The organism is Dokdonella sp. (assembly GCF_017744955.1).
Classification (GTDB): Bacteria; Pseudomonadota; Gammaproteobacteria; order Xanthomonadales; family Rhodanobacteraceae; genus Dokdonella_A.
Genome location: NZ_JAGIAG010000003.1, coordinates 207,820 through 230,929, shown reverse-complemented (window position 1 = coordinate 230,929; position 23,110 = coordinate 207,820). Strand labels below are relative to the sequence as shown.

10 protein-coding genes are annotated in these 23,110 nt (G+C 69.9%); 2 read left to right on the top strand and 8 right to left on the bottom strand.

Translation table 11 applies throughout. The features are described 5' to 3' along the window. Nucleotides 1–11: 11 nt before the first annotated feature. Nucleotides 12–1,196, top strand: coding sequence for an acyltransferase (locus J7520_RS09180; protein WP_291187073.1), 1,185 nt, complete (start codon nucleotides 12–14; stop codon nucleotides 1,194–1,196). Nucleotides 1,197–1,211: 15 nt separating this feature from the next. On the opposite strand, the gene J7520_RS09175 is transcribed toward J7520_RS09180, so the two are convergent. The 6 genes from J7520_RS09175 to J7520_RS09150 form a co-directional block, all read right to left on the bottom strand. Next, entirely contained in the window at nucleotides 1,212–4,775 is a 3,564-nt protein-coding gene (locus tag J7520_RS09175) for a S8 family serine peptidase (RefSeq protein ID WP_291187070.1), read from the bottom strand. Between the two features lie 345 nt (nucleotides 4,776–5,120). Next, entirely contained in the window at nucleotides 5,121–7,466 is a 2,346-nt protein-coding gene (locus J7520_RS09170) for an FG-GAP repeat protein (protein WP_291187067.1), read from the bottom strand. 457 nt (nucleotides 7,467–7,923) lie between these two features. After that, entirely contained in the window at nucleotides 7,924–10,806 is a 2,883-nt protein-coding gene (locus J7520_RS09165) for a serine/threonine-protein kinase (RefSeq protein WP_291187064.1), read from the bottom strand. Beyond that, complete coding sequence (locus J7520_RS09160) at nucleotides 10,803–11,360, bottom strand: ECF-type sigma factor (RefSeq protein ID WP_291187060.1); 558 nt, start codon at nucleotides 11,358–11,360, stop codon at nucleotides 10,803–10,805. The genes J7520_RS09165 and J7520_RS09160 overlap by 4 nt, the downstream gene beginning before the upstream one ends. 265 nt (nucleotides 11,361–11,625) lie before the next feature. Continuing rightward, nucleotides 11,626–15,342 carry a S8 family serine peptidase gene (locus J7520_RS09155; protein WP_291187057.1) on the bottom strand — a complete coding sequence of 1,239 codons (3,717 nt, stop codon included), beginning with the start codon at nucleotides 15,340–15,342 and terminating at the stop codon, nucleotides 11,626–11,628. A 226-nt stretch (nucleotides 15,343–15,568) separates the two neighbouring features. Continuing rightward, nucleotides 15,569–18,745, bottom strand: a complete 3,177-nt coding sequence (locus J7520_RS09150; RefSeq protein ID WP_291187054.1) for a fibronectin type III domain-containing protein — start codon at nucleotides 18,743–18,745, stop codon at nucleotides 15,569–15,571. A gap of 509 nt (nucleotides 18,746–19,254) precedes the next feature. On the opposite strand from J7520_RS09150, the gene J7520_RS09145 reads away from it, so the two are divergent. Next, complete coding sequence (locus J7520_RS09145) at nucleotides 19,255–20,250, top strand: helix-turn-helix domain-containing protein (protein ID WP_291187051.1); 996 nt, start codon at nucleotides 19,255–19,257, stop codon at nucleotides 20,248–20,250. A 120-nt stretch (nucleotides 20,251–20,370) separates the two neighbouring features. On the opposite strand, the gene J7520_RS09140 is transcribed toward J7520_RS09145, so the two are convergent. Together J7520_RS09140 and J7520_RS09135 are read right to left on the bottom strand one after the other, a co-directional pair. Continuing rightward, nucleotides 20,371–22,470 carry an FUSC family protein gene (locus J7520_RS09140; protein ID WP_291187048.1) on the bottom strand — a complete coding sequence of 700 codons (2,100 nt, stop codon included), beginning with the start codon at nucleotides 22,468–22,470 and terminating at the stop codon, nucleotides 20,371–20,373. A gap of 43 nt (nucleotides 22,471–22,513) precedes the next feature. Continuing rightward, the gene (locus J7520_RS09135) at nucleotides 22,514–23,032 is read right to left on the bottom strand and encodes a 3-hydroxyanthranilate 3,4-dioxygenase (protein ID WP_291187045.1); all 519 of its coding nucleotides are present in this window, start codon (nucleotides 23,030–23,032) and stop codon (nucleotides 22,514–22,516) included. Nucleotides 23,033–23,110: the final 78 nt, after the last annotated feature.

The following is a 23,110-nucleotide window of genomic DNA, read 5'->3' as shown; positions in this document are numbered from 1 at the left end:
TTGAACGACGCATGATCGCGACGAACGACGCTGCCGCGCGCGGCGCCCCCGACACGCGCCTGCGCTACGTCGACGCGCTGCGCGCGATCGCCGCGCTGCTGGTGGTGTGGCTGCACGTCGGCGACAGCTTCGTGCATCTCGACGGCGCGGCTCCGCTGCGCGGCGCGTGGCTGCAAGGCATCGCCTCCGGCGTCGACTTCGGCCGCGTCGGCGTCGTCGCGTTCTTCCTCATCAGCGGCTTCGTGATCCCGTTCAGCATGCGGCCGGCGCAGCCGATGCCGGTGCGCACGTTCCTGGTCAAGCGCTTCTTCCGCATCTTCCCGGCGTACTGGCTGTCGATCCCGTTCGGTGCGCTGACCGGCTGGTGGCTGTGGGGGCGCGAGTTCGGCGCGGCGGATTTCCTGGTCAACCTGACCTTGCTGCAGGACGTGTTCGGCATGCGCTCGGCCGAAGGGCTCTACTGGACCTTGCTGGTCGAGTGGGTGTTCTACGCGGTGTGCGTCGGACTGCTGCTCAGCGGTAGCCTGGACAAGCCGCGCCGGCTGCTGGCGCTGGCGGCGGCAGCCGGCGCGGTGCATTCGGCGGCGATGGTCGCGCGCTGGCTCGGCACGCCGCTGATGGGTTCCACCGCGGCGTTCTGGTTCCTGAACCTGTCGATCATGCTGTGCGGCACGTTGTATCGGCAGGTCGTGTTCGAACGGACGCCGGCGACCGACGGCGTCGCGCGCATCGGCACCTTGCTGCTGCTCGGCTACTACCTCGTGGTGCTGCCGCTGGCCGCGGCCTGGGCGGTCGGCTTCGAACACAATCCGCTGATCGCCTACGCGCTCGGCCTGCTGCTGTTCGTGGTCGGCACGCGCTACGTGCGCATCCAGACGCGCCTGACCGACTGGCTCGGCGCGCTCAGCTATTCGATCTACCTGTTCCACCCGGTGGTGTTCATGTCGCTGCTGTGGCTGCTGTCGCGGCAGCCGGCCGGATCGTGGTGGCGCACGCAGCACCTCGGCGTCTATCTCGCGCTCGTCGTGGCGCTGACGATCGCGATCGCGGCGCTGGTGCATCGCTGGGTCGAGCAGCCGTGCATCCGCCTCGGCCGTCGGCTGGCGCGGTCGATGCGGGATCGTGCCCGCATCGACCTTTCCCGCGACAACGCGGCTGCCCCTACGCGAGCGATGCCGCTGCGCGGCGATCGGTGATCGCCGCGGCCGCGTTCAGTGGCACTGGTAGTCGCCGCTGCCGGGCGTGCCGGTGATCCGGATCTGGTCGAGGAAGAAGCCGTCGAAGCCGGTGTTCTGGTCCGACGAGAAGCGCCAGCGGATCTGTACGGTCTGGCCGGCGTAGCTCTGCAAGCTCGTCGTGAACGGTTTGAACACGGCAGTGGCCGTCCCGTTGCCTGGATCCGAATTGGATGACGCAGTCGAGACACCGCTGAACGCTCCCTGCGCGGCGGAGTAGCCGCAGGCGTTGATCGGCGCAGCGCCGGTGCGCGCGAACGAACTCGGATAGCCGCCATCGGGCGGCAAGTCGGTCCAGCTGACGCCGCCGTCGGTGGAGATTTCCTGTGCGACGCCGTCCCACTGGTATTCGAGGTCGTAGCGCGCCTGCAGGCTCAGCACGGCATCCGCGGTCAGGGTCAGCGGCGGCGTGCTCAGGCTGCCGCAGGTCTGGTCCGGATAGGGCGCGCCATCCGCGCCGGTGAGATAGCTGTAGGTTCCGGCCGCCGCGGCGGTGTCCGTGACCCGCCACGGCGTCTGCAGCACGGCATGGCTGCGCGTGTCGACGTCGTCGAGATAATCGCTCGGGTCCGGGCCGTCCGGGCCGGTCGGCGTCACCACGATCGGATACGAAGTCAGGCTCGGATTGCCGGCGGCGTCGTGCGCGGTGACGCGGTAGTAGTACGAGGTGCCGTTCGCCACTGCCGTGTCGACGTACTCGGGCGTGCTCAATGCCGCGGCCACGGTCTGCGGATTGCCGAAGTACGGATCGGTGTCGCGCTCGACCTGGTAGGTCATCGTCGTCTGCGTCGGGCAGCTCGACGTCGCCGCGCTCCACGACAGGTCGACGCTGCACGTGGCGTGCGCGCCCGACGCGGTCACCGACGCGCGATTGAAGTCCGGCGTCAGGCCGCAGTCGTCCTGCGACACGACGTCGACGCATTCGGACAACTCGCCTTCTACGTCGTTGCGCACGCCGCGCAGGCGATAGGCATATGCGAAGCCGCCCTCGCTGTGCGTGTCGGCGAGCGGCAGCGCCGGCCCGTTCGCGACCAGGTGGAAATCGCCGCGCGCCGCCGTCGCGCAGTGGCCGTCGGCGCGATACAGCTGGAAGCCCTGCGCATCGCCGGCGGCGTTCGCGTCGACGCTCACGCCGTCGCTGCTGTTGGCGGCGATCGACAGTGCCGTCGGCGCCGGGAACGCCGGCGCGTCGGGCAGGCCGAACGCGCCGGACACGGCGACGGCGTAGCCTTGCCGGTCGGTGTCCGCCTCGCCGTTGCCGGGCACGTCGGTCGCCTTCACGCGGATCGTGTACGCGCCGGCGAGCGGCGCGGTGAAGCGCACCTGTTCCACCGTGTCCTTGCGGTCGCCCGAGCCGCCGGGAACCGAGACGCCGTTGCTGAAGCGGTTGCCGCGGTAGACGGTTCCGTTCGGCGCGACGACTTCGAGGTCGAGGTTGTTGACCAGCGCGGCGGCCGTGCCGGTCGAGGCCGCCGGATCGAACCAGGTCAGTGTCGCGCGGAACTCGATGCCGGCGGCGACCTCGGCGATGGCGTACTCGTCGGCCTCGCCGGTGACCAAGCCGGCCGCGTTGCTGCGCTCGAACACGCGCAGGCGGCGGCTGTCGTCGCCGCCGGGCAGCGTTTGCTTGAACCAGACGTTGCCGTCGAGCCACGGGCGGCCCCAGCCGGTGCCGGTATTCGGGAAGGCTGCCGGGGTCGTGGTCGGCACGGTGCCGTTGAGCAGCACGGCCTTCAGCATCGCGCCGGTCGGGTTGAACGCATCGACCGCCTCGCCGCCGGTGAGCGGCGGCGGCGCGACGCCGTCGAAGCCGTCGGCGAACACGCGATCGGCCGCGGCGGCGGTATTGGCGAAGCCGCGCGGATAGAAGCCGTCGACGAAGTATTGGCGCAGCAGCACGGCGTTGCCGGCGACGACCGGCGTCGCCATCGAGGTGCCGGTGTTGGGCACGGTTTGCGGGGCGGTAACCTGCGCGGTGACTTCGCCGACGGCCGCGGCGGAAATCGTCTCCGTTCCCGGCGCGGCGAGGTCGGGCTTGAGGCGACCGTCGGCGGTCGGGCCGGCATTGGAAAGCGAGGACTTGACCAGGCTGCCGCCGTGGCCGAGCGCCGCGACCGTCACGCCGTTCTTGGAATTGCCAGGCGAGCCGACGGCCATCGCGCCGGTCTGGTTGTTGCCGGCCGCGATCACCACCAGCAGATCTTCGAGCCGGTGCGTCATGCGGTCGACATTGGCATCGACGGCGCTGTATTGGCCCGAGGTCGACCCGCCCCAGCTGTCGCTGTGGATGCGCACGCCGCCGCCGTGGGCCTGCTGCAGCGTACCCTCGAAGTCCTGCACGATCAGCTCGATCGGATTGTCGCCGCCGATGTCCTGCATCAGCAGCTGCGCGTTCGGCGCCATGCCGTCGGCGAGGTCGTGGTTCGGCAGCCACGGCGTCGACGGCAGGAAGCTGTCCGCGCCGAAGGTGCCGGCGGCGTCGCCGACCAGGGTGCCGCTTGTATGCGTGCCGTGGCCGGAAAAGTAGTCGTAGTCGATCGGACCGCCCGGCTGCGTCCAGTACGCGACGATCTTGTTGTCCGGATGCAGCGTGCCGAGCGCGGGCGGCAGCGGCGGCGGATTGTCGGCGAAGGTCACTTCGGTGTGCGGCCCGTCGCCCTTGTCCAAGGAGGTGAACCAGGCCGCGTTCGGCGTCGTGCCGGAATCGGCGATGCCGACGATCTGGCCGCTGCCGGTCAGGCCGTGGCCGAACATCGGCGAGGTGCCGCAGAGACGGCCGCTGCCGGCGCAGTCGTCGGTCATGTTGCCCTGGATCGCGCCGATGCTGGCGGCGTTGCTCGTGCGCAGCGGATGCCACGGCGAGACGAAGGCGACGCCGTCGATCGCTGTCGCGCTGGTCAGCAACGCGTCCAGCGCGGCGGCCGGCACGCGGGCGCGCACGTAGGGCGTCGCCTCGCTGCGCTGGCTGCGCATGGGAATCTCCACGTCCGGCACTTCGCGGCGCAGCGTGGCTTCGATCTGCGCCGCGGAGACGCCGCGGAAGGCTTCGACGAGGATCTCGTAGCGGCCGTCGTTCTGCAGCGCGGCCGAGTTCGTGCGCGCCGCCGTCCACAGGTTCGGATCGAGCTTCATCGCCGGACGCAGCGGCCCGGCCCAGCGCACGGCGGGATCGCTCGTCAGCGCGGGCAGCCCCTCGCGTCCGAGACGGACGAAGTAGGCGTGGTTCGGCACGTAGCCGAGCACCTCGATGCCGCGCGCGGCCAGCGCCTTGTGCGCGGCCGTCTTGCCCGGCTGGAATTGCACGATCGCGTAGCGCGTGGGCGCATCCGGTGCCGCGCCGACGGCGGAGACGTTCAGCGATTGCTGCGTCGGATCGAAGATGCCCGAGCGCAGGATCAGCTGCGTCGAGTCGCCGCGCGCCGCCTCGACGGCGTCGAGCGCGGGAGGCGAAGCGGGTACATGTTCCGAAGCGATCGCCTGGCCGAATGCCAGCATCAGCGCGGCGGCGAGGGCGGTGCGGGGGAGGGACGGGCTGGGCATTGAGATGTTCCGAAGAGGATGTGTTCGCGAATGGGCGCGGCGAGTCGTGCTCGACGCGGCATTTGAAACTCGCCAAGGTGAGGCAGCGCTCCGCTTTCCCTCACCCCGGCCCTCTCCCGCAAGCGGGAGAGGGAGAAAGGCCACGCAAGTTTTCATCTCTCCCGCGTGCGGGAGAGGTCGCGCCGAAGGCGCGGGTGAGGGCAGTAGGAGCACAGCACTCCGCTTTCCCTCACCCCGCTACGCTGTCCTGCTCCGCATGCCGCCAGCGCATCCCTGCGCTGGCCCTCAGCCGCCGGGGGGCGGCCTCGACCCTCTCCCGCAAGCGGGAGAGGGAACAATGCAGCATCAGGGGCGCGCGTCGAACCCGTCATTGAAGATCGCATCGCCTGCTTCGCTCACCGTCAGCTCGACCGGCACGCGCATCATCGACGGCAGCGGACCCTTGGTCGCCACGCACAGTTCGGTCGAGTAGCGGCCGGGCGCGAGGTCCGAGGCGTCGATCGTCACCGCGAGATCCTGCGAGGAACCGGCCGCGATGCGCCCTTCCGTCGGCGCGGCGACACGGAGCCACGGCGTGCTCTCCGGCGTCGCGCAGCGGATGCCCGAAGCGGCCGGATCCAGGTGCGGCGAAATCAGGATGTGCGAGGTCTGTCCCGCATACAGGTAATCGCCGCGGAAGGAAGTTATGAACGTCGAATGCGTCTGCGGCGAGGCGTTGGCGCCGGGCACGAACGCCGGCAGACCCGGATGCTCGTCGACGTGGTATTCGACGACCAGATCTTCGAAGGCGGTGTCCTGCACCGTCACGGTACCGTCCATCGGAACGCGCAGCAGGCTGTGCGGCGTGCCGTCGGTGACGGCGGTGCCGCCGCCGATGTATTCGAGCTGGAAGGAGTCGAGCGTGTCGACCGCGCCGTCGTCGTGCGGCTTGGTGTACAGCTTGACCGACACCGGAATGCCGGCCTGCGAACCTTCGATGCCGACGGTGACGGCGTCGATCGTCGCGCTGGCGCCGACGTGCGGGTACTCGCCGAAGTAGAAGCGGCGATACCAACTGGTGGCGGCGGTGCCGATCACTTCGACGCACTCCTGTACGACCTCTCCGCGCAGGCGGCATTGCGGCATGCCGATGCCCATGCCGGGAATCGGCGCTTCCTCGCTGATCTGTGTCAGCGTGCCGCCGTCGGTCAGGCTGAAGGTCAGCGCGGCGCCCGCGCCGGCATTGCCGATCCGCACCGAGGCCGAGGTCTGCTCGCCCGGTGCGAGCGAGAGCGTCAGCGATTCCGGCGCAGCGGTGGGCTGCGCCGGGAAATCGAAGATGCCGACGCTGCCGAAGTCCACGCCGACGTCCCTGGCGGCTGTCGACACCACGGCGCTGCCGTCGATTCCGATCACGCCGATACCGCCGCTGTTGTCGTTCAGATAGCCCGGCCCGCCGCGAACGACCTTGTCGGATACGCTCCAGCCCGATCCGCTTCTATTGAAGACGTAGATGATGCCGCCCGCGAGATACGGATCGCCGCCGAAGGATCGAACCGAACCGATCGCCAGAAGATCGCCATTCAGCGCGGAGGATATGCCGAACAGGTCGCCTGCCGTCGGGTCGTCCGCGGTCAAGGCCTGGCTTGGGGTCCAGGTGCCGTTCGATCGCGTGTAGACGCAGGCGATGCCGGTTTGTTCGCTGACATCGGGCGTGGTCAGGGATCCGATGGTGTCGGCGATCACCGCGGTGTCGCCAGCCAATTCGATCCTTCCGGTGCCGAAATTGTAGACGTAGCTGTCTTCTTCGGTGAGCCCGCAACTCGTCAAGCTTTGCGTGGCATTCCATTGGCCGCTCGATACGTCGAGTTCGTAGGCATAGACGACCGGATTGGTATGTGGCGTCGGCTCCCATCCGACCATGGGGGCCGTGATCATGGCGGTCGAGCCGTTCAGGCCGAGGCCGTTGCCGAACTGCGCGAGTTCCGGCGCATCGGCGAGCACCAGTCGTTGCGTCTGCATCCAGGTGCCGTCGCCGGATTTGCCGAATGCGTATACCGCGCCGCGCAATCCGTTCTCGGCGACGTCGGCGATGAGCGCGCGGTCGCCTTGCAAGGTCATGAACGCGCCGAAGCCCGAGCCGTGGTTCTGCACGACGCCGTCGGTCAGGATTTGCGTTTGCTGCCAGACTCCGTCGGTGCGTTTGTAGACGTATACCTTGCCGGGCCGTGACGCGGCGACATTACCTCTCGGGGCGCCGACGAACAGCGTGTCGCCGGAAATGGCCAACATCTTGCCGAAGTTGGCATTCGTTCCAATAACTTCCGCCGGGAATTCCAGCTTCTGGACACGTTGCCATTTTCCATCGCGCTTCTCGAAGAAATGAATCGCGCCCGGACCTTCTTGCGGACCGTTTTCCGGGTCCGGATAGAGCGGATTCACTCTTTCTGTTTTGGCCAGGATGACCATGGTGTCTTCGGATAAGACGATGGCGTTGAATCGATTGTTTTTCTGGAATGTCCAACCCGTATCCAGGGGAATGACGCCGTCGTAGATCTCGCTGGTGATCACCTGAACTTCGCGTCGCGTGGCGCTTCCCAGCGGGCTCGCCAGCAGCCCGGCACCGACACTGTCGGCCCAGCGTCGTCGCGCCGTGCCGTCGTGCTGGAAGTCCGGCGCCCACGGCACGAAGGCAACAGGATCGGACTCCATCGGATCGTCCGCGGCCACGCGCAGATAGGGAGAGCTCGTCGCGGAGGCAGGAGACGGCTGGGATGAAGCGGCCGCCGGAGCGAGTGCTGAAGCGCTTGCGGCGGCAGGAATGGCGAAGCCGATCGTGGCGAGTCCCAGCACGGCGGCCACGGCCGTGCAGCGGGCGAAGCGGATGTTCATGGGCGGTCTCTCGATGATGGTTCAGGCGAGGCTCGCCCCTCCGCCGGTCTTGCGGACCGATGGACGGGGCAGATTCATGGGCTCCTCAAAGAGTGAAGCGGAATGGGCAGGGCGGAACCTGACATCGGGTTTTTGGACGCAGTCGTCTCGCTTGCGTGCGGGCGCGCAGGCGGGGCAAATGGATGCCCGCGTTCGCGGGCATGACGTCGGCGGGCGGCGTGGGTCTTGCTTTGCCTTTCCGCAAGCGAGACAAGAGGGTCGAGATCGCCCCGCAGATTCAGAACGGGCTGAGGCCGACATAGGCCGGCGCCTTCGAACTGCCGGCGATGCGGCGCAGACCCGCCTCGGCGCGCGCGCGCCGCTCGGCGTCGATGCCGGGCCGGCCGAGGCGGCGGGAAAGATCGTCGAGCAGTTGATCGAGCTGCCAGACCTGCAGCTTGTCCTCGCCGCCGAGCGCGGCGACCAGTGCGGCGCGCTTTTCCTGCAGGCGGTCGAGGAGCCGTAGATCCTTCGTTGCCAGCGCGCGCGCCCACAGTTCGTGGATCTCGCTGCGCAGCACGCCGGCCTTGTCGGGCCCCTGCATTCGACGAAAGCCTTCCGCGGCGCGTTGCAGCGGTTCGATCGCCGCTGCGGCGTCGCCGTCAGTCAGCCGCGCTCGGCCGATGCCGTCGTCCAGCAAGGCGCGGCGGATGAGGCTGTCGCGCACGTTCACATCGTCCGACGCGCTTTCGAACGCCGCCAGGGCCGCCGCGGGCCGCCCGAGTTGCAGCTCGGCTTCGCCGAACCGGCGCAGCACGTTGTTGTGGGGGCGCTTGCTCGCCGGATTTCGCCCCGTCGCGTCGAGGAAACTGCGCGCGAGCCGCGAGGCCTCCTCGAAGCGGCCGATCGCGAGCTGGTAGTCCAGCATTCCGATCACGACATAGAGCCGCAGACGGATCTGCTGCGGATCGGTCGTCACCGGAATGGCCCGCAGCTCGTCGTAGATCGGGCGGGCGCGAAGCGGGTCGCCGCTGGCCAGATAGCATTCCAGCAACGTCGCCTTCGACGTCACCACGTCGAAACTCGATGCGCCGCTGAGCGTTTCATGTTGTCGCAAGGTCGATTCGAGCAGTTCGATCGCCTCGGCCGTTTCGCCGGTGCGATACAGGCTGGCTGCGAAGTTCTCCTTCAGCGACAGCCGCACCGACGTGCCGATCGACGGATCGCGCTCGGCGATGGCGATGGTACGGCGCCAGGCACCGTTGGCCTGCCGGTAGTCGGACTTCAGCACGGATGCGGAGGCCAGCGTGTTCAACGCCATGATCGCGTCCTCGCCGTTGTCCTCGCCGCTTTCCTCGAGGGATTCGATCGCCGCGCGCGCATCGGCTTCGGCGTCGTCGGCCTTCCCCATCAGCGCATGCGCGAAGCCCCGCTGCGCGAGTAGGGCGGCGTGCCAGTTGTGCCCGCCGCCGCGCGTGCGCTCCGCCAGCGGCAGCGCTTCGGTCGCGCGGTCGATCGCGTCCTGCTGGCGCGCGAGGCCATTGTCGATCAGCAGCAACGGCAGCAATGCGCCGAGAAATTCGACGGCGTGGCGGTCGCGCTGCGGTTGCAGCATCGCGACCGCGCGCTCGGCTGGCGCCAGGCCGAGCTTCGGTTCGCCGAGATTGTTGAACGCGTCGGCGATCTCGGCGAGCAGGACGGCGTGCGTCGGCTCGTCGACGTCGGTGCGCTGGTCGAGCGCGTCGGCGGCGCGCGCGAGCAGAGCGGGGGCGGAGATGTCCAGAGTGCCGAACTGGTCCGGATTGGCCTGCCGAAACACGCTGCGCAAGAAGCCGACCATCGCCTCCGACCGCTCGCGCTGACTGCGCGCCAGATCGCGTTGCTGCTCGGCTTCGCGCCGCTGGGCTTCGGCCTGTTCGCGCTGGTGCCGCTCCGAGGCGGCCTTGTCGAACGCGACCACCGTCGCGGCGACCAGGCCGAGGCTGAGGACGACGATTGCCGCCGCCGCCCACGCGTGCCGGCGCAACAGCTTGCCGAACGAATAGGCCAGCGACTTGCGGTGCGCACGCACCGGCAGGCCGGCCAGCCAGCGGTGGAGGTCGTCGGCGAGCGCCTGCGCGGTGTCGTAGCGTTCGGCCGGCCGCGCGGCGGTCGCCTTCGCCACGATGTTGCCGAGGTCGCCCTTCAGCAAGCGCACGAGCCGGTCCGGCGATTCGCCGCGTGCGCGTGCCGCCTGTTCGGCGGCGCTGCGGTCGCCGACGATGCGCGTGGCGAGCGCCTGGTGCGGCCGCGGCAGCTCGCCGTTGCTGTCGGCGTCGCGCGCGGCGGCGCTGCGCGCCTGCTGCACCGGCACGCCGCTGAGCAGTTCGTAGAGCACGCTGCCGAGCTGGTAGACGTCACTGGCGGTGGTGGCCGGATCGCCGCGCAATTGCTCGGGCGCGGCGTAGGCCGGCGTCAGCGCGAGCGTGCGCGTCTCGTCGGTCTGGTCGGCGTCGATGACCTTGGCGATGCCGAAGTCGAGCAGCTTGGGCACGCCCTCGTTGTCGATCAGGATGTTCGACGGCTTCAGGTCGCGATGCAGGATCAGGTTCTTGTGCGCGAACTGCACGGCGTTGCAGATGTGCACGAAGCGCCGCACACGGTCGCCCACGCTGGAACGGCGGCCGTCGCACCAGGCGATCAGGCGTTCGCCGTCGACGTAGTCCATCGCGAACCACGGCCGTCCGCTGTCGCTGACGCCGGCGTCGATCAGGCCGGCGATGTTCGGGTGCGACAGCTTGGCCAGGATCTGCTGCTCGCGCCGCGCGCGCGCGCGCGACATCGCGCGGCCGCCTTCGTGCAGCAGCTTGATCGCGACGTACTGCTCGATCTCGTCGGTGCGCTGCGCCAGGAACACCTCGCCCATGCCGCCGCTGCCGAGCGCGCGCAGCAGGCGGAAGCGTCCGCCGACCAGCGAGTCGGGACCGAGGCGGTGCGGATCGGGCGAGGTGTCGTCGACGGCCTCGTCGACGTCGATGGCGTCCGCCGACGACAGCAGCTCGCGCACGGCCGCGGCCAGTTCGGCGTCGTGCGCGGCGAGTGCGGCCAGTTCCGTCTCGCGTGCGGAAACCGGCAGGTCGAACAGGCGGTTCAGCCATTGCAGTTGCGCGAGACTGCGCGTGCGGTCGGGCGAATTCGTCACGGCGCCATCTGCGTCTGCAGCCAGCTGCGCGCGACCGCCCAGCCGCGGTAGACGGTGCGTTCGTCGACGTCGAGCGCCTTGGCGATGTCCTGCATGGTCAGGCCGACGAAGTAGCGCAGCTCGACGATGCGCGCCAGGCGCGGCTCGACCTGATCGAGATCGTCGATGGCGACGTGCAGCCGCTCGATGTCCATGTCGTGCGGCAGCGGCAGGTTGATCGCCTCGATCAGGTCGACGCGCTCCCAGTCGCCGCCCCGCTTCTCGGCGCGCGCTTCGCGGATGCGGTCGACGATCAGATGGCGCATCAGCCGCGCGGATGCGCTGAAGAAGTGCTGGCGGTCGACGATGCGCAGCGCGTCGACGCGCAGCACCTTGAGCAGCGTGTCGTGCAGCAGTTCGGTCGGCTGCAAGGTGCTGGCCGATTCCCCGGCCAGGAGGCGCGCGGCCATCGCGCGCAGGTCGGCATAGACCAGCGGCAGCAGCTGATCCAGCGCGCCGGCGTCGCCGCCTTGCCACGCGTCGATCAGCAAGGTCACGTCACCGCTTTGATGCATCGACGCCGCCCCGAACACCCCACCAGTGCGGGGCATTGTAGGGACGCGGGCGAGCGAACGTCACGCGAGTTCCGTGCTCGCGCGTATGGCGCCTCCCGTGCCCGGTCGGCGCGGAAGCCGGTGGAAAAAGCGGGCTGAATCGCGACGACGCGCCGTCTCCCCATGCATCGTGCGGCCGCGGATCCTCGCTCGATCGAAGAGGCCGGCGATGACGCCGGCCCGGCGTCAGCCGTCGCGGCCGAGGGGCCGCGACGGCTGCGGGAGGCTAGTGGCAGACGTAGTCGCCGCCACCCGAACCGGCGCCGTCGAAGCCGTCGGCGAAGAGGCGGTCGACGACGGCATTCGCGTCGCCGATGCGGATCTGGTCGAGGAAGAAGCCGGCGAACTCGGTGTTGCCGTCGCTGGTGAACCGCCAGCGGATCTTTACCGATTGGCCGGCGAAGCTCGCCAGGTCGACGGCGAACGGCTTGAACACCGGCGTCGCGGTGCCGTTGCCGGGATCGGCATTGGAAGCGGCGGTGGAGACGCCGCTGAACACGCCGCGCGTGGACGGGAAGCCGCACGCGTTGTTGTTCTGCGTCTGCGCCAGCGTGGTCGGATAGCCGCCGTCCGGCGGCAGGTCGGCCCAGGTCGCGCCGTCGTCGGTGGAGATCTCCAGGACGGCGCCGTCCCACTGGTACTCCATGTCGTAGCGCGCCTGGAAGCTCATCGTGGCGCCGGCGGGCAGGGTCAGCGTCGGCGTGGTCGCGCTGCTGCACGTGTCGGACGGATAGACGCCGCCGTCCGGTCCGTTGTGGTAGCTCAGCGTGCCGTCGGCGGCGAACGTGTCGGTGGCCTGCCAGGCCGGATCGAGCGTGAGATAGGTCGCGTCGTCGACGTTGTCGAAATAGCTCGACGGATCGGGGCCGGCCGCTCCGCTCGGCGTGACGCCGACGGCCGGCGTCGGCGCGCTCGGATTGCCGAGGCTGTCGCTGGCCGTCACGCGGTAGTAGTACGGCGTGCCGTTGGCGACGGTAGTGTCGGTGTAGGACGCGGTCGCGAGCGCACTGGCGAGCGGTTCGGGTGTCGTGAAGTACGGATCGCTGGCGCGCTCGACCGCGTAGGTGATCGAGCCGCCGGCCGGGCAGGAGGCAGCGGCGGTCGGCCAGTTCAACGTGACGCTGCAGCTCGCATGGGCGGCGCCGGCGCTCACCGCGCCGGCACCGAACAGCGGCTGCAACGTGCACGGCGCCGCGGAAACGACGTCGACGCAGGCGGATGCGTCGCCTTCCACGTCGTTCTGGATGCCGCGCACCTTGTACGCATAGGAAAAGCCCCCTTGCGTGTGCGTGTCCGTCAGCGGTGCCGCCGTGCCGTTGGCGACGAAGCGGAAATCTCCGGGCGCTGCGCTGGCGCAGGTGCCGGCCGCGCGATAGAGCTGATAGCCCTGCGCGCCGCTGCTGCCGGTGAAGCCGATGGCGACACCGCCGGCGTCGTTCGACGCGACCGCCAGGGCGCTCGGCGCCGGCAGCGCCGCGGTGTCGGGCAGGCCGAAGCCGCCGGTGACGGCGAGCGCGTAGCCTTGCGCGTCGGTATCGGACTGGCCGTTGCCCGGCACGGCCGTGCCGCTGACCTTGATCGTGTAGGCGCCGGCGACCGGCGTGGTCAGCCGCACCTGCTCGACGGTGTTGATCGCATCCGCGTCGCCGCCGGTGGCGGATTGGTCATTGGCGAACACGTTGCCCTTGTAGACGCTGCCATCGGGCGCGGTGACTTCGAGATCGAGGTTGTTGACCAGGGTCGTGGCCGCCGCCAGCGCCGCTTGCGGGTCGTACCAGGTCAGGCTGACGCGCAGCTCCTTGCCCGCTTCGACGTTCTGGATCGTGAAGCTGTCGCTTTCGCCGGTCGTGAGGCCGGCCGAGTTCGGGCGGTCGATCAGGCGTGTGCGGCGGCTGTCGTCACCGCCGGCGAGGGTGCTGCGGAACCACAGGCTGGCATCGAGCCACGGGCGGCCCCAGCCGCTGTGCTGGTTCGGCCATGGCAGGGTCGTGCCGGTGGATTTGGTGTTGCTCAGGTTGGTGACGGTCGCATTGACCAGCACGGCCTTGAGCAGCGCGCCGCTCGGGTTCAGTGTGTCCGCCGGCGTGCGTTCGCCGCGCGGGTAGAAACCGTCCTGGTAGAACTGCCGCAGCAGGGTGGCGTTGCCGGTGATCGTCGGCGCCGCCATCGAGGTGCCCGAGAGCAGCTTGGACACCGGCGCCTGGATCGTGTCGCCGTCGTTGCTGTTGCCGGCGGCGGAGCTGATGCCACCGGAGCCGAGGATGTCCACGGATTCGGCGCCGGCGCCGGGTGCGACGATGTCGGGCTTCTGGCGGCCGTCGGCGGTGGGACCACGGCTAGAGAAGCTGGTCATTTCGTTGAGGCCGCCATGCGTGGAGGCGCCGATGGTCAGCACATTCTTGGCGTTGCCGGGCGAGCCGACCGTCTGCAGGCACAGGTACTTCGAGTTGCCGGGAATCGGCTCGGTCTGGCCGGTAGCGCAGGCGCCGACGATGCCTCCGGCCATGCCGTCGTTGCCGGCCGAGACGACCAGCAGCATCGTGTCGAGATCGCGCGAGTGCGCGTCGGCGATGGTGTCGCTGGCGCTGTAGGCGCCCTGGGTCGGCCCGCCCCAGCTGTTGTTCTGCAGGCCGGCGCCGGCGGCATGCGCCTGGTCGATCGAAGCGCCGAGATCCTGGATCGCCAGGCAGCCGGTGCTGTCGTTGCCGATATCCTGGAACAGCAGTTGCGCGTTCGGCGCCATGCCGTCGGCGAGGTCGTGATTGGCCGCGTTCGGCGTCGCGGCGAGATAGGTCGCCGAGCCGAACGTGCCGGCGGCGTCGCCGACGATCGTGCCGGAGGTGTGCGTGCCGTGGAACGAGAGGCCGCCGGCGCCGGGGGAGCATTCGACGCCGTCGCTGTCGTACGCGGTCGATCCGGGCTGCACGAAATAGCCGACGATCTTGTTGTCCGGATGCAGCGTGCCGAGCGCCGGCGGCGTGGTGTCTTCGGCGGGCGTCAACGCGGTGACCGGTCCGCTGCCCTTGTCGAGCGTGGTGAACCAGGCTTCGTTGTGGTCGACGCCGGAATCCATGCTGGCGACGATCTGCCCGCTGCCGAAGATCTGGTGATCCCACAACGGCGTCGGTGCGCCGACCGCCCCGACGCCGGCGACGTCGCCGCTCATGTTGCCTTGGATCGTCGCGATCGAGCCGCTGTTGTCCAGGCGCGGCGCGACGAACGGCTCGATGTAACCGACCGCATCCAGCGCGCTGGCCGCCGCGACCGCGCGCGCGAGGTCGTCGGCGGCGACGCTGAGACGCAGCGTCGGCAGGAAGCGGTCCGCCGTGACGTCGGCGATGCGCACGTCGGGCAGTTGCGCCCGCAGCGTCGCCGCGGCCGCGTCCAGGCTCTGACCGGCGAAGCCGGACACCTGCAGTGCGTAGCGCTGGTCCGTGCCGGCCTTCAGCGCCGAGCGCCGGCTGGTCCACAAGCCCGGATCGACCTTGAATCCGGCCCGGTAGGCGCCGGCCCAGCGCACGCCGGGGATCGCGCGCAACGTGTCCAGCGACGTGGCGCCGAGCCGGACCAGGTAGGCGTTGTTCGGAACGTAGCCGACGATGTTCACGCCGAGCGCGGCGAGCGCCTTGCTCTCGCCGAGCCGTCCCGCCTCGAACTGCACGATGCCGAGCCCGCTCGCTGCGGCCGCTGCCGCGCCGGTCGCCGTCAGGTCGAGCTGCTGCGCGGCCGGATCGAAGATCCCTGCACGGAGCAGGATCAACGAGGCGTTCCGGCGCGCCGCGGCCAAGGCGTCGATCGTCGGCGAGGTGGCCTCGAGGAAGTGCGGTGGCGGGCTGGCCTGCGTCGAGGAAATCGCGGCGGCCAGCGCCAGGGCGAGACCGCTGCGGCGGAGGTTGATCGAGCGGGAAGACGGAGAGGCGGTGACGCGGCGGTTCGATTTCACGATTCGGACTCCGGGTGGATGGTGTCGCCGGGTGCGCGGGAGTGGAACGCGGACGTTCCGTGGACGGCGCCCGGCAAGATCGAAGATCGCCTGTGTCTTGCCGGGGGCGACGGCTCCGGGTTTCGGCCAGCCGTCGCCGAGGGCGGGCGGACGGCTCGCGAGACACTCGCGTGTGGTCCGCCGGCCGTCGAGGGTAGCGGCCGGCGGACGTTGCGCTACCAAGTGCTCACGGCGCGTCTCCGTCGAAGCCGTCCGCGAAGATGTCGTCGCCGGCCGCGCCGAGGTCGAGATCCAGGCACCAGGTGTTCAATGTGCCGGGCAGGAACGCGCCCAGGCCGTCGGTGATCGTCAGCGTCCAGTCGCCGGCCGCCGCCTGCCCGGCGAACGCGGCGCCGAGCGGATTGAGCGGCAGGTAGGTGCCGCTTGCCGGCGCGAGCAGCGGGCAATCGACGGGCGCGCTCGCCGCGTCGTCGAAGACGACGTTCATCGAGCTGGCATTGCACTGGTCGTTCTGGAACACGGTGACGGATTGTCCGCCGTGGCTCAGGGAGATGCCGACGCCGCTCAGGATCAGGCCGCTCGTCTGATCGACGCGCACGCGCACGCCGTCGACCGTCTGCTTCTGCGCGACCGTGATCACGTCGCTCAGTTCGGCGCCGATCGACGCGGCCGGATTGCGGCAGAGCGTGGCGCTGGTGGTGAAGGAGAACACGGCCGAATCGCTGCCGCCGCCGCAGACGTTGGTCGCGCGCACGCGCCAGTAGTAGCGGGTCGTCGGACTGAGGCCGCTGGCGTGCCAGCTCGTGGTCGTCAGTCCGCTCTGGCTGGCGACGATCTGCGTGAAGGCCGCGTCGGTCGCGACTTCGATCGTGTACGAGGCGGCCTGGTCGCTCGCCTGCCAGGTCAGCGTCGCGTCGCTGCTGTTGACGCTGTCGGCGCCGTCGGCGGGACTGGTCAAGGTCGGCGCGCCCGGTGCCGCGGTGAACACGGTCAATTCGGCGTGCGTGCCGTGTCCGGGGCTGTCCTGCGCGGTGCCGGCGATGTCGATCGTGTAGTCGCCCGCCGCGCTGGCGCCGGTGCCGCCGATGGTCAGCGTGGTCGCATTGCCCGGCACGACGGGATTGGTCGAGAAGCTGGCGCTGGTGCCGCCCGGCTGTCCGCTGGCCGCGAGCGTGACGGCGTTGGAGAAGCCGAGGGTCGAGCGCACCTCGACGTTGAAGCTCGCGTCGGTGGCGGCGCAGATCGCCTGCGGACTGTCGGTCACGCGCAGGGAGAAGTCCGGCGCGTCGACGGTGCAGACCGGCCGCTCGCCGCAGGCGATGCCGTGTGCATTGAACGCGTCCCAGATGCGGCAGGCGTTCGGCGTGCCGTTGTCGAGGTCGCCGTCGTCGTCGTCGACCGCGAGGTAGACGGTGTACCAGTTCGTCGCCGCGCAGCCGTTGACGGTCGCCTTCGGATTGCACTGGCCGCCGTCCTGCACCTGATAGGCGCTCTTCGACGGCAGCAGGCTGCCGTACCAGATGCCGTCCATCGCGGCGTAGCCCTCGTCGGTGCCGAAGCGTTCGGCCAGGGCGTTCTTCAGATCCCAGTTCGCCGACCCGGCGATGTAGCTTTCGCAATGGCCTTCGTAGCCCATCGGGCCCTGGTAGGGGATGAAGCCGCCCACCAGCCACGGACAGGTCAGCTGGCCGCCGCGGCAGTTGATGCCGTCGCTGGCCTCGACGTTCGGCGGCGAGGCGATCGTGCGCGTGCCGGTCTGCGAGAAGTCGTTGAGGTCGCGCACGCCGGTGCAGGTCGTGCAGCCGCTGCAGGTCTGCCCGCTGGCGTAGAAGCCGGGGCCGATGCAGGACTCCTTGGTCTCCAGGAACGCGAAGGTGTCGCCGACCGCTTCGCCCGAGCCGTTCTCGCTGGCCGCGCCGCCCTCGTTGTTGTCCAGGCCGTGGCCCCACTCGTGCAGGAACACGGCGGCGATTTCGCCGGTGTTGCCGCAGTGGATCGACGGGTCGCTGGGATGCGTGCCGGACTTGTAGAAATTGACCGTTCCGTTGAGCGGGCTGTAGCCGGCATTGCAGACGTCGTCGACGTTCATGTTCGCCGTGACCTTGCCCTGCAGCCAGGTGTTGTCCGGCAGGATGCCGCGCGCCTTCTCGTTGATGCGCGTCAGATGGTAGAAGCCGGTGCGCGAGGCGTGCGTGTTGCCCGGTCCCGCCGTGTTGCCGTCCGGCGTGGCGCAGTCGGTGCCCGGCCCGGTGCCGAAGGCGAGGTTGCCGTCGGTGCTGCTGGACAGCAAGATCGCGCCGCAGTTGTCGACCATCTTGAAGTACTTGCCGTCGAGCGAGGTGCTGGCGGTACCGCCGGTGTAGTCGTAGATGCCGAGCGTGTCGGTGATCGTGGTGGCCGCGTCGACGGTCACGGTCGCGAACGGAAACGGCATCACCACTTCCGCTTCGAGATTGGTGGTCGGATACACGCCGCCGCTGACCGTCGCGTCGGCATTGAGGTTCAGGTCGCGCACGTCGAGCACGCGGTTCGACGTCGCATCGACCAGCACCTGCCAGCTGGCGTCGTTGCCGTCGACGCGGAAGACGTAGCGCCAGGCGAGCACGTGCCGATAGCCCTCGCCGCGCGTGCCGGCGAAGGCGGTGGCGGCGAGCTCCTGCGGCGGCGCGCTCGGATAGATGCGCAGCTCGCCGCGCTCGCCCCAGGTCTGCACGACGGTGCCGGCCGGAAAGCCGAGTTCCGACCAGGCGGCACGGAAGGCTTCCTCGCGCGTGGACTTGGGCAGCGCGTCGATGCGCACCTCGCCGACGCGCTCGGCGCCGAACTGCACGACGTTGCCCTGCGACACGCGCGCGTAGACGAACGCGCCGTCGACCGGCACATTGCCGACGACCTGCGCGAACTCGATCGTCCAGAAGCCCTTGTCCTTGCCGTAGGAACCGCTGCGCTTGGGGTCCGGGCGCAACTGGATGCCGTCGAGCTTGAGCAGGTCCTTCTGCGCGTCGAGGAAGCGCCGCGCTTCGCGGGTGACCGTGGCGAGGTCCATTTCCTGCGCCGCGGCGACGCCGAAGCGGCTCGGCGCGAGCCGGTTGCCGCGCCCCGGAATCAGTGCGACGCCGCTGCCTTGCACCAGGTTCGGGCGATCGCCGCGCGAATCCCAGCGCACTTCCCAGCGGCCGCCGACGCGGCGCTCGAACGCGGCCACGCGCGCGGTCACCGCGGCGTCGTTCTGCGCGCTCGTCGTCAACGACGGTTTCACGTCGAGCGAGGGCTCGACGAAGGCCCGCGCCGGGCGGTGAAGATGGTCGAGGCTTTCCTGGAGGGTGACGGCTCCCAGTGGAACCGCCGCGCAAGCAGCGATCATGGGCGCCGCGCAACGCAGCACCATGCGATAGATCCCCATCGTTCGATCTCCCGTTCAGTCATCGTCGGCGGATGCGCGAGAGCGCTTCAGGCCTTTCGGCCTCGCCGTCGCGGATGTCCGACTCGTGCCTCCAGCCGTCGGCGGCTCGAGGCTCCCAGACGCCAGCCCGTACAGCGGGAGATGCGCGGTCGCGGAGACTGCCGATCCGCACCGCCTCCCGCCCGATTGCCGCAGACCGATGTCGAGATCGGCGAGCGAGGCATCGGGCGGCTCGATGCTAGCAATGGCGAGTGGGTGGAAATCCGACACGGCTGATGATCGCCATGTGCGTACGGGTTCACATTCGGCGCGTGCGTCGTGCGCCGTGGAACGGGATTTCCAGCGCCGCGCCCGGCGAATGCCAGATTGGGAAGATGTAACAAAGTGATACGTGGGCGGGGGTGAGGCGCGTTCTCGACAGTCTGTGCTGTTCTGATCGCTCCGCTCCCGCCGCGTCGAGGCATGCGTGATGCTCGCTGCGGCTTTCGCGTCGGATTTCGGCCATTGCCATGCCCACGGACCCGCAACAAGACAGCGAAGGCCTGCGCGTCATCGGCCTCGCCGACGAAGAACTCCACTTCTACGAAGTCATGCTGCGCCGGCCGGGCGCTGCGCTGGACGAGCTGGCCGCCGCCGCCGGCTGGCTGCCGGCCGACGCGCAGCGCGTCCTGCACGCCATCGAGAGCAAGGGTCTGGCCAGCCATACGCTGGAGCAGCCGCCGCGCTACCGCGCGGCACCGCCGGACGTGTGCTTCGGCGCGCTGATAGACAAGCAGCAAACCCGGCTGCAATCGGCGCGCTCGCTGGTCGACCGGCTCGGCAAGATCCGGCCGTCGAGCGGCGCCGAGGACGAGGAAGCGCGCGCCGAGGTCATCACCGGGCACCAGTCCTTGCTGCAGGTCATGGAGCGGCTGTACGCATCGGCGCGCGAAGAGGTGCTGTGCTTCGACCGCCCGCCGTACGTCAGCGAGCTGTCGACCCAGATCGACCAGAAGAAGCAGACGCTGCGGCAGGGAGTGAGTTACCGCACGATCGTCGACACCGAGGCGCTCGCGGTGCCGAGCCGGCTCGACCACCTGCGCATCGAGATGGGACTCGGTGAACAGATCCGCGTCTGTCCGGGCATTCCGATCAAGGCCCTGATCGTCGATCGCCGCCTGGCGCTGGTGCCGCTGCACATCGAGTACACCTCGCAGGCCGGCTTGCTGCTGCGGCCGTCGTGGCTGTTCGACGCGATGTACGCGCTGTTCGAGCTGCTCTGGAATCAGGCCGCCTCGTTCGGCGCCGACGGCGCGCGCGACAAGGTGGAGAAGGAGGTCGGCGAGCTGGTTTCGCTGCTGTCGAGCGGCAGCAAGGACAAGGTGGTCGCGCACCAGCTCGGCATTTCCGACCGTACGCTGGAACGCCGCATCAACGAGATGTACCAGCACCTGCAGGCGCGCTCGCGTTTCCAGGCCGGCTGGAAGGCCGCCATCGCCTCGCTCGGCAGGGCGCCGAAAGGCTAGTCCTGCGACGGCACGTAGGGATTCGCAGCGCGGCGCGCCGGCGAAGAACGGGACTCCGCCTCGGGATCGCGACGTCGCCCGCGCCGCGAATCTGGCGCGAGCGAAGCGTCATGTGGTCGCTCAGCGCGCCGAAGACGCGCCGCCGGCGCGGCGCCCGTCCTCGCGCAGCACGTGCGCCAGCGTGTCGATGCTGTCGGTCATGCGGTCGAAGGCCTCGGTGATCGCGCCGGCGACGTTGCGCGCCTCCTCGTCGGTGGCGGCGGCTTCGAGCGCCGCGACCAGGGCGCGCTCCTCCTCGCGCAGACTGCCGATCTGCGGCGGCGTGCCGCCGCGCAGGTCGCGCGCCAGCGCCGCGAGGCTCATGTCGATGCGCTCGATGAAGGCGAGCACGGCGTCGCGCTGCGGCAACGTGCGCGCATCCAGCGTGACCGCTTCCAGCGCCATGCCGGCGCGGATGAAGCGGTTCGCGTTGGCGAACACGCCTTCGGCGAGCGCGATCAGCGCGCGGTCGCGGCGCGGTTCGCCGCGCAGGCGTTCCAGCGAGGCCTGCGCGTTGGTGCGCGCCGCGCGCGCGGAGGTGCGTGCGGCGGCGCGCTGGTCGGGCTCGCCTTGCAGCAGCACGGCGAAGTAGGCGCGATAGGCGTCGAGCATCGCCGCCAGCGCGGGGCGCACGCGCAGGTGCTCCCAGGTCGGCCAGACCACGTAGGCGACCAGCGCCAGCGCGCTGCCGATCGCGGTCGCCAGGCCGCGCGCCTGCAGCACGTCGGCGGGCGCGGTGCCATCGAAGGTGAACAGCAGCACCACCAGGCCGGTCAGCATCATCACGCCGATGCCGTAGTGCACCGTGGTCAGCAGGCGGAAGCCGAACGCGAACAGCGCGACCAGCACGACGCGCTCCCACACGCCGCCGAAAGCGTAGTGGACCAGCGCGGTGACCAGCACCAGGCCGAGCATCGTGCCGATCACGCGCAGCAGGCCGAAGCTGAAGGTACCGGCGAAGTCCGGCTTCAGCACGATCGCCGCGGTCATCGGAATCCAGTAGCCGTGCGGAATGCCGGCGAGGCGCTCGCCGACGATCGCCAGCGACAGGCAGACGCCGCAGCGCAGCGCATGGCGGAACGCGATCGAGGAGAGGGTCAGGTTCGCGCGCAGCGTCTGCGCCGCGTTGCCCGGCCGCATCGCCGCCGGCAGGCGCAGCTCGGCCGCGCCGGCGCGCAATTCGCCGCGGCTGCCGGCGAAGTCGGCGTTGCGCGCGGCGGCGCGCAGCTGGCCGCCGAGGCCGTCGGCGCGCGCCAGCGCGATCATCACTTCGCGCGGCGCGTGTCCGGACGCGCAGATCTCCCGCAGCGAACCCAGGGCGGCGTCGAAGCCTTCCATCGCCGCCGCCGCGCCGTGTGCGCTGGCGCCCTGGTCGAGCGCGAGCGCGATGGTCTCCAGCGCGCGCGCGGCGTACTCGAGCACGCGCGCGAGGGTGCGCTTGGCGTCGCCGTCTTCGAGCGTCTCGTGCAGGTCGTGCAGCGCCAGCAGTTCGAGCCGGATGCGCTCGACCAGCTCGGCCAGCACGCGGAAGGTCTCCATCACGCCGCCGCGCGCGCGGTGCTCGCCGTGCAGCAGGCTCTCGACGTCGAGCAGGGCCTGCGTCACCGGCGGCGCGCTGCGCGAATCGTCGCCGCCGCGCACGCTCGCGGCGAGCTGGCGGCAGACGTCGGCCAGCGCCTGACGCTCCGGCCGGTAGCGCTGCAACGGCCAGGCCGCGATCGCGAACAGCATCTGCAGCACGCCGCCGCCGACGATCAGCGCGGCCGGCCCGAGCGCGGTCAGCGGATCGAGCGGCGTCGCCGCGCTGATCACCAGCAGGATCATGCAGGCGAGCCCGGTGCGACCGGCGTTCGGGCCGAGCGCGACGAGCAGGCCTCCGGTGACGCCGCAGAGCAGCGCGGCCAGTGCCAGCAGCACGATGTGCGCGCCGAGCAGGCTGCCGACGTAGGCGGACACGCCGGAGGCGAGCGAGGCCAGCAGCATGCGCTGCATGCGCAGCCGGTACGGGCCGGGCTGGTCGATGAACATCGTGTTCAGCGCGCCGGCGGCCATGCCGAGGCCGATGCCGGGCCGGCCGGCGAGGATCGCCAGCGCCAGCGGCAGCACGATCGCCAGCGTGTTGCGCAGCGCGACGCGCAGCGGCACGTCACGGGGCTTCAGTTCGAGCAGCGTATTCAGCATGCGCGCGTTTCCGCGGCGCCGATGCGGGCGGCGGAGCGATCGTTCAGCGGTACTTTTCCGGCGCCGGGTTCAGGTGGGCGCAGGCCTTGCAGGTGCGCGCGTCGAGCGAGCGGTAGAAATGCTCGAACACGCGCGGGAAATCCTTCTCGATGTCGACGAGGTGGAAGTATTCCTCGTACAGCGGATGGTTGCAGCGCTCGCAGAACCAGAGTAGGCCGTCCTGCTCGTGCGGCAGGCGCTTGCGTTCGATCACCAGGCCGACCGAGTCCGGCATGCGCTGCGGCGAATGCGGCACGCGCGGCGGCAGGTAGAACATCTCGCCGGCGCGGATCGGGATGTCGCGCACGCGGCCGTCTTCCTGGATCTTCAGCACCATCTCGCCTTCGAGCTGGAGGAAGAACTCGGGGCCTTCGTCGAAGTGGTAGTCGGTGCGCTGGTTCGGACCGCCGACCACCATCACGATGAAATCGCCGTCGACGATGCACTTGTTGCCGACCGGCGGCTTGAGCAGGTGGCGGTGCTCGTCGATCCAGGCTTGCAGGTTGAACGGGGGAACCAGCATGGCGTGTCCTGCATGGGTGCTCGGCGGGAGAGTTTACCTCGCACGAGCGCGGCGGCCGCAGGAAAAGGCGCGTGCGGA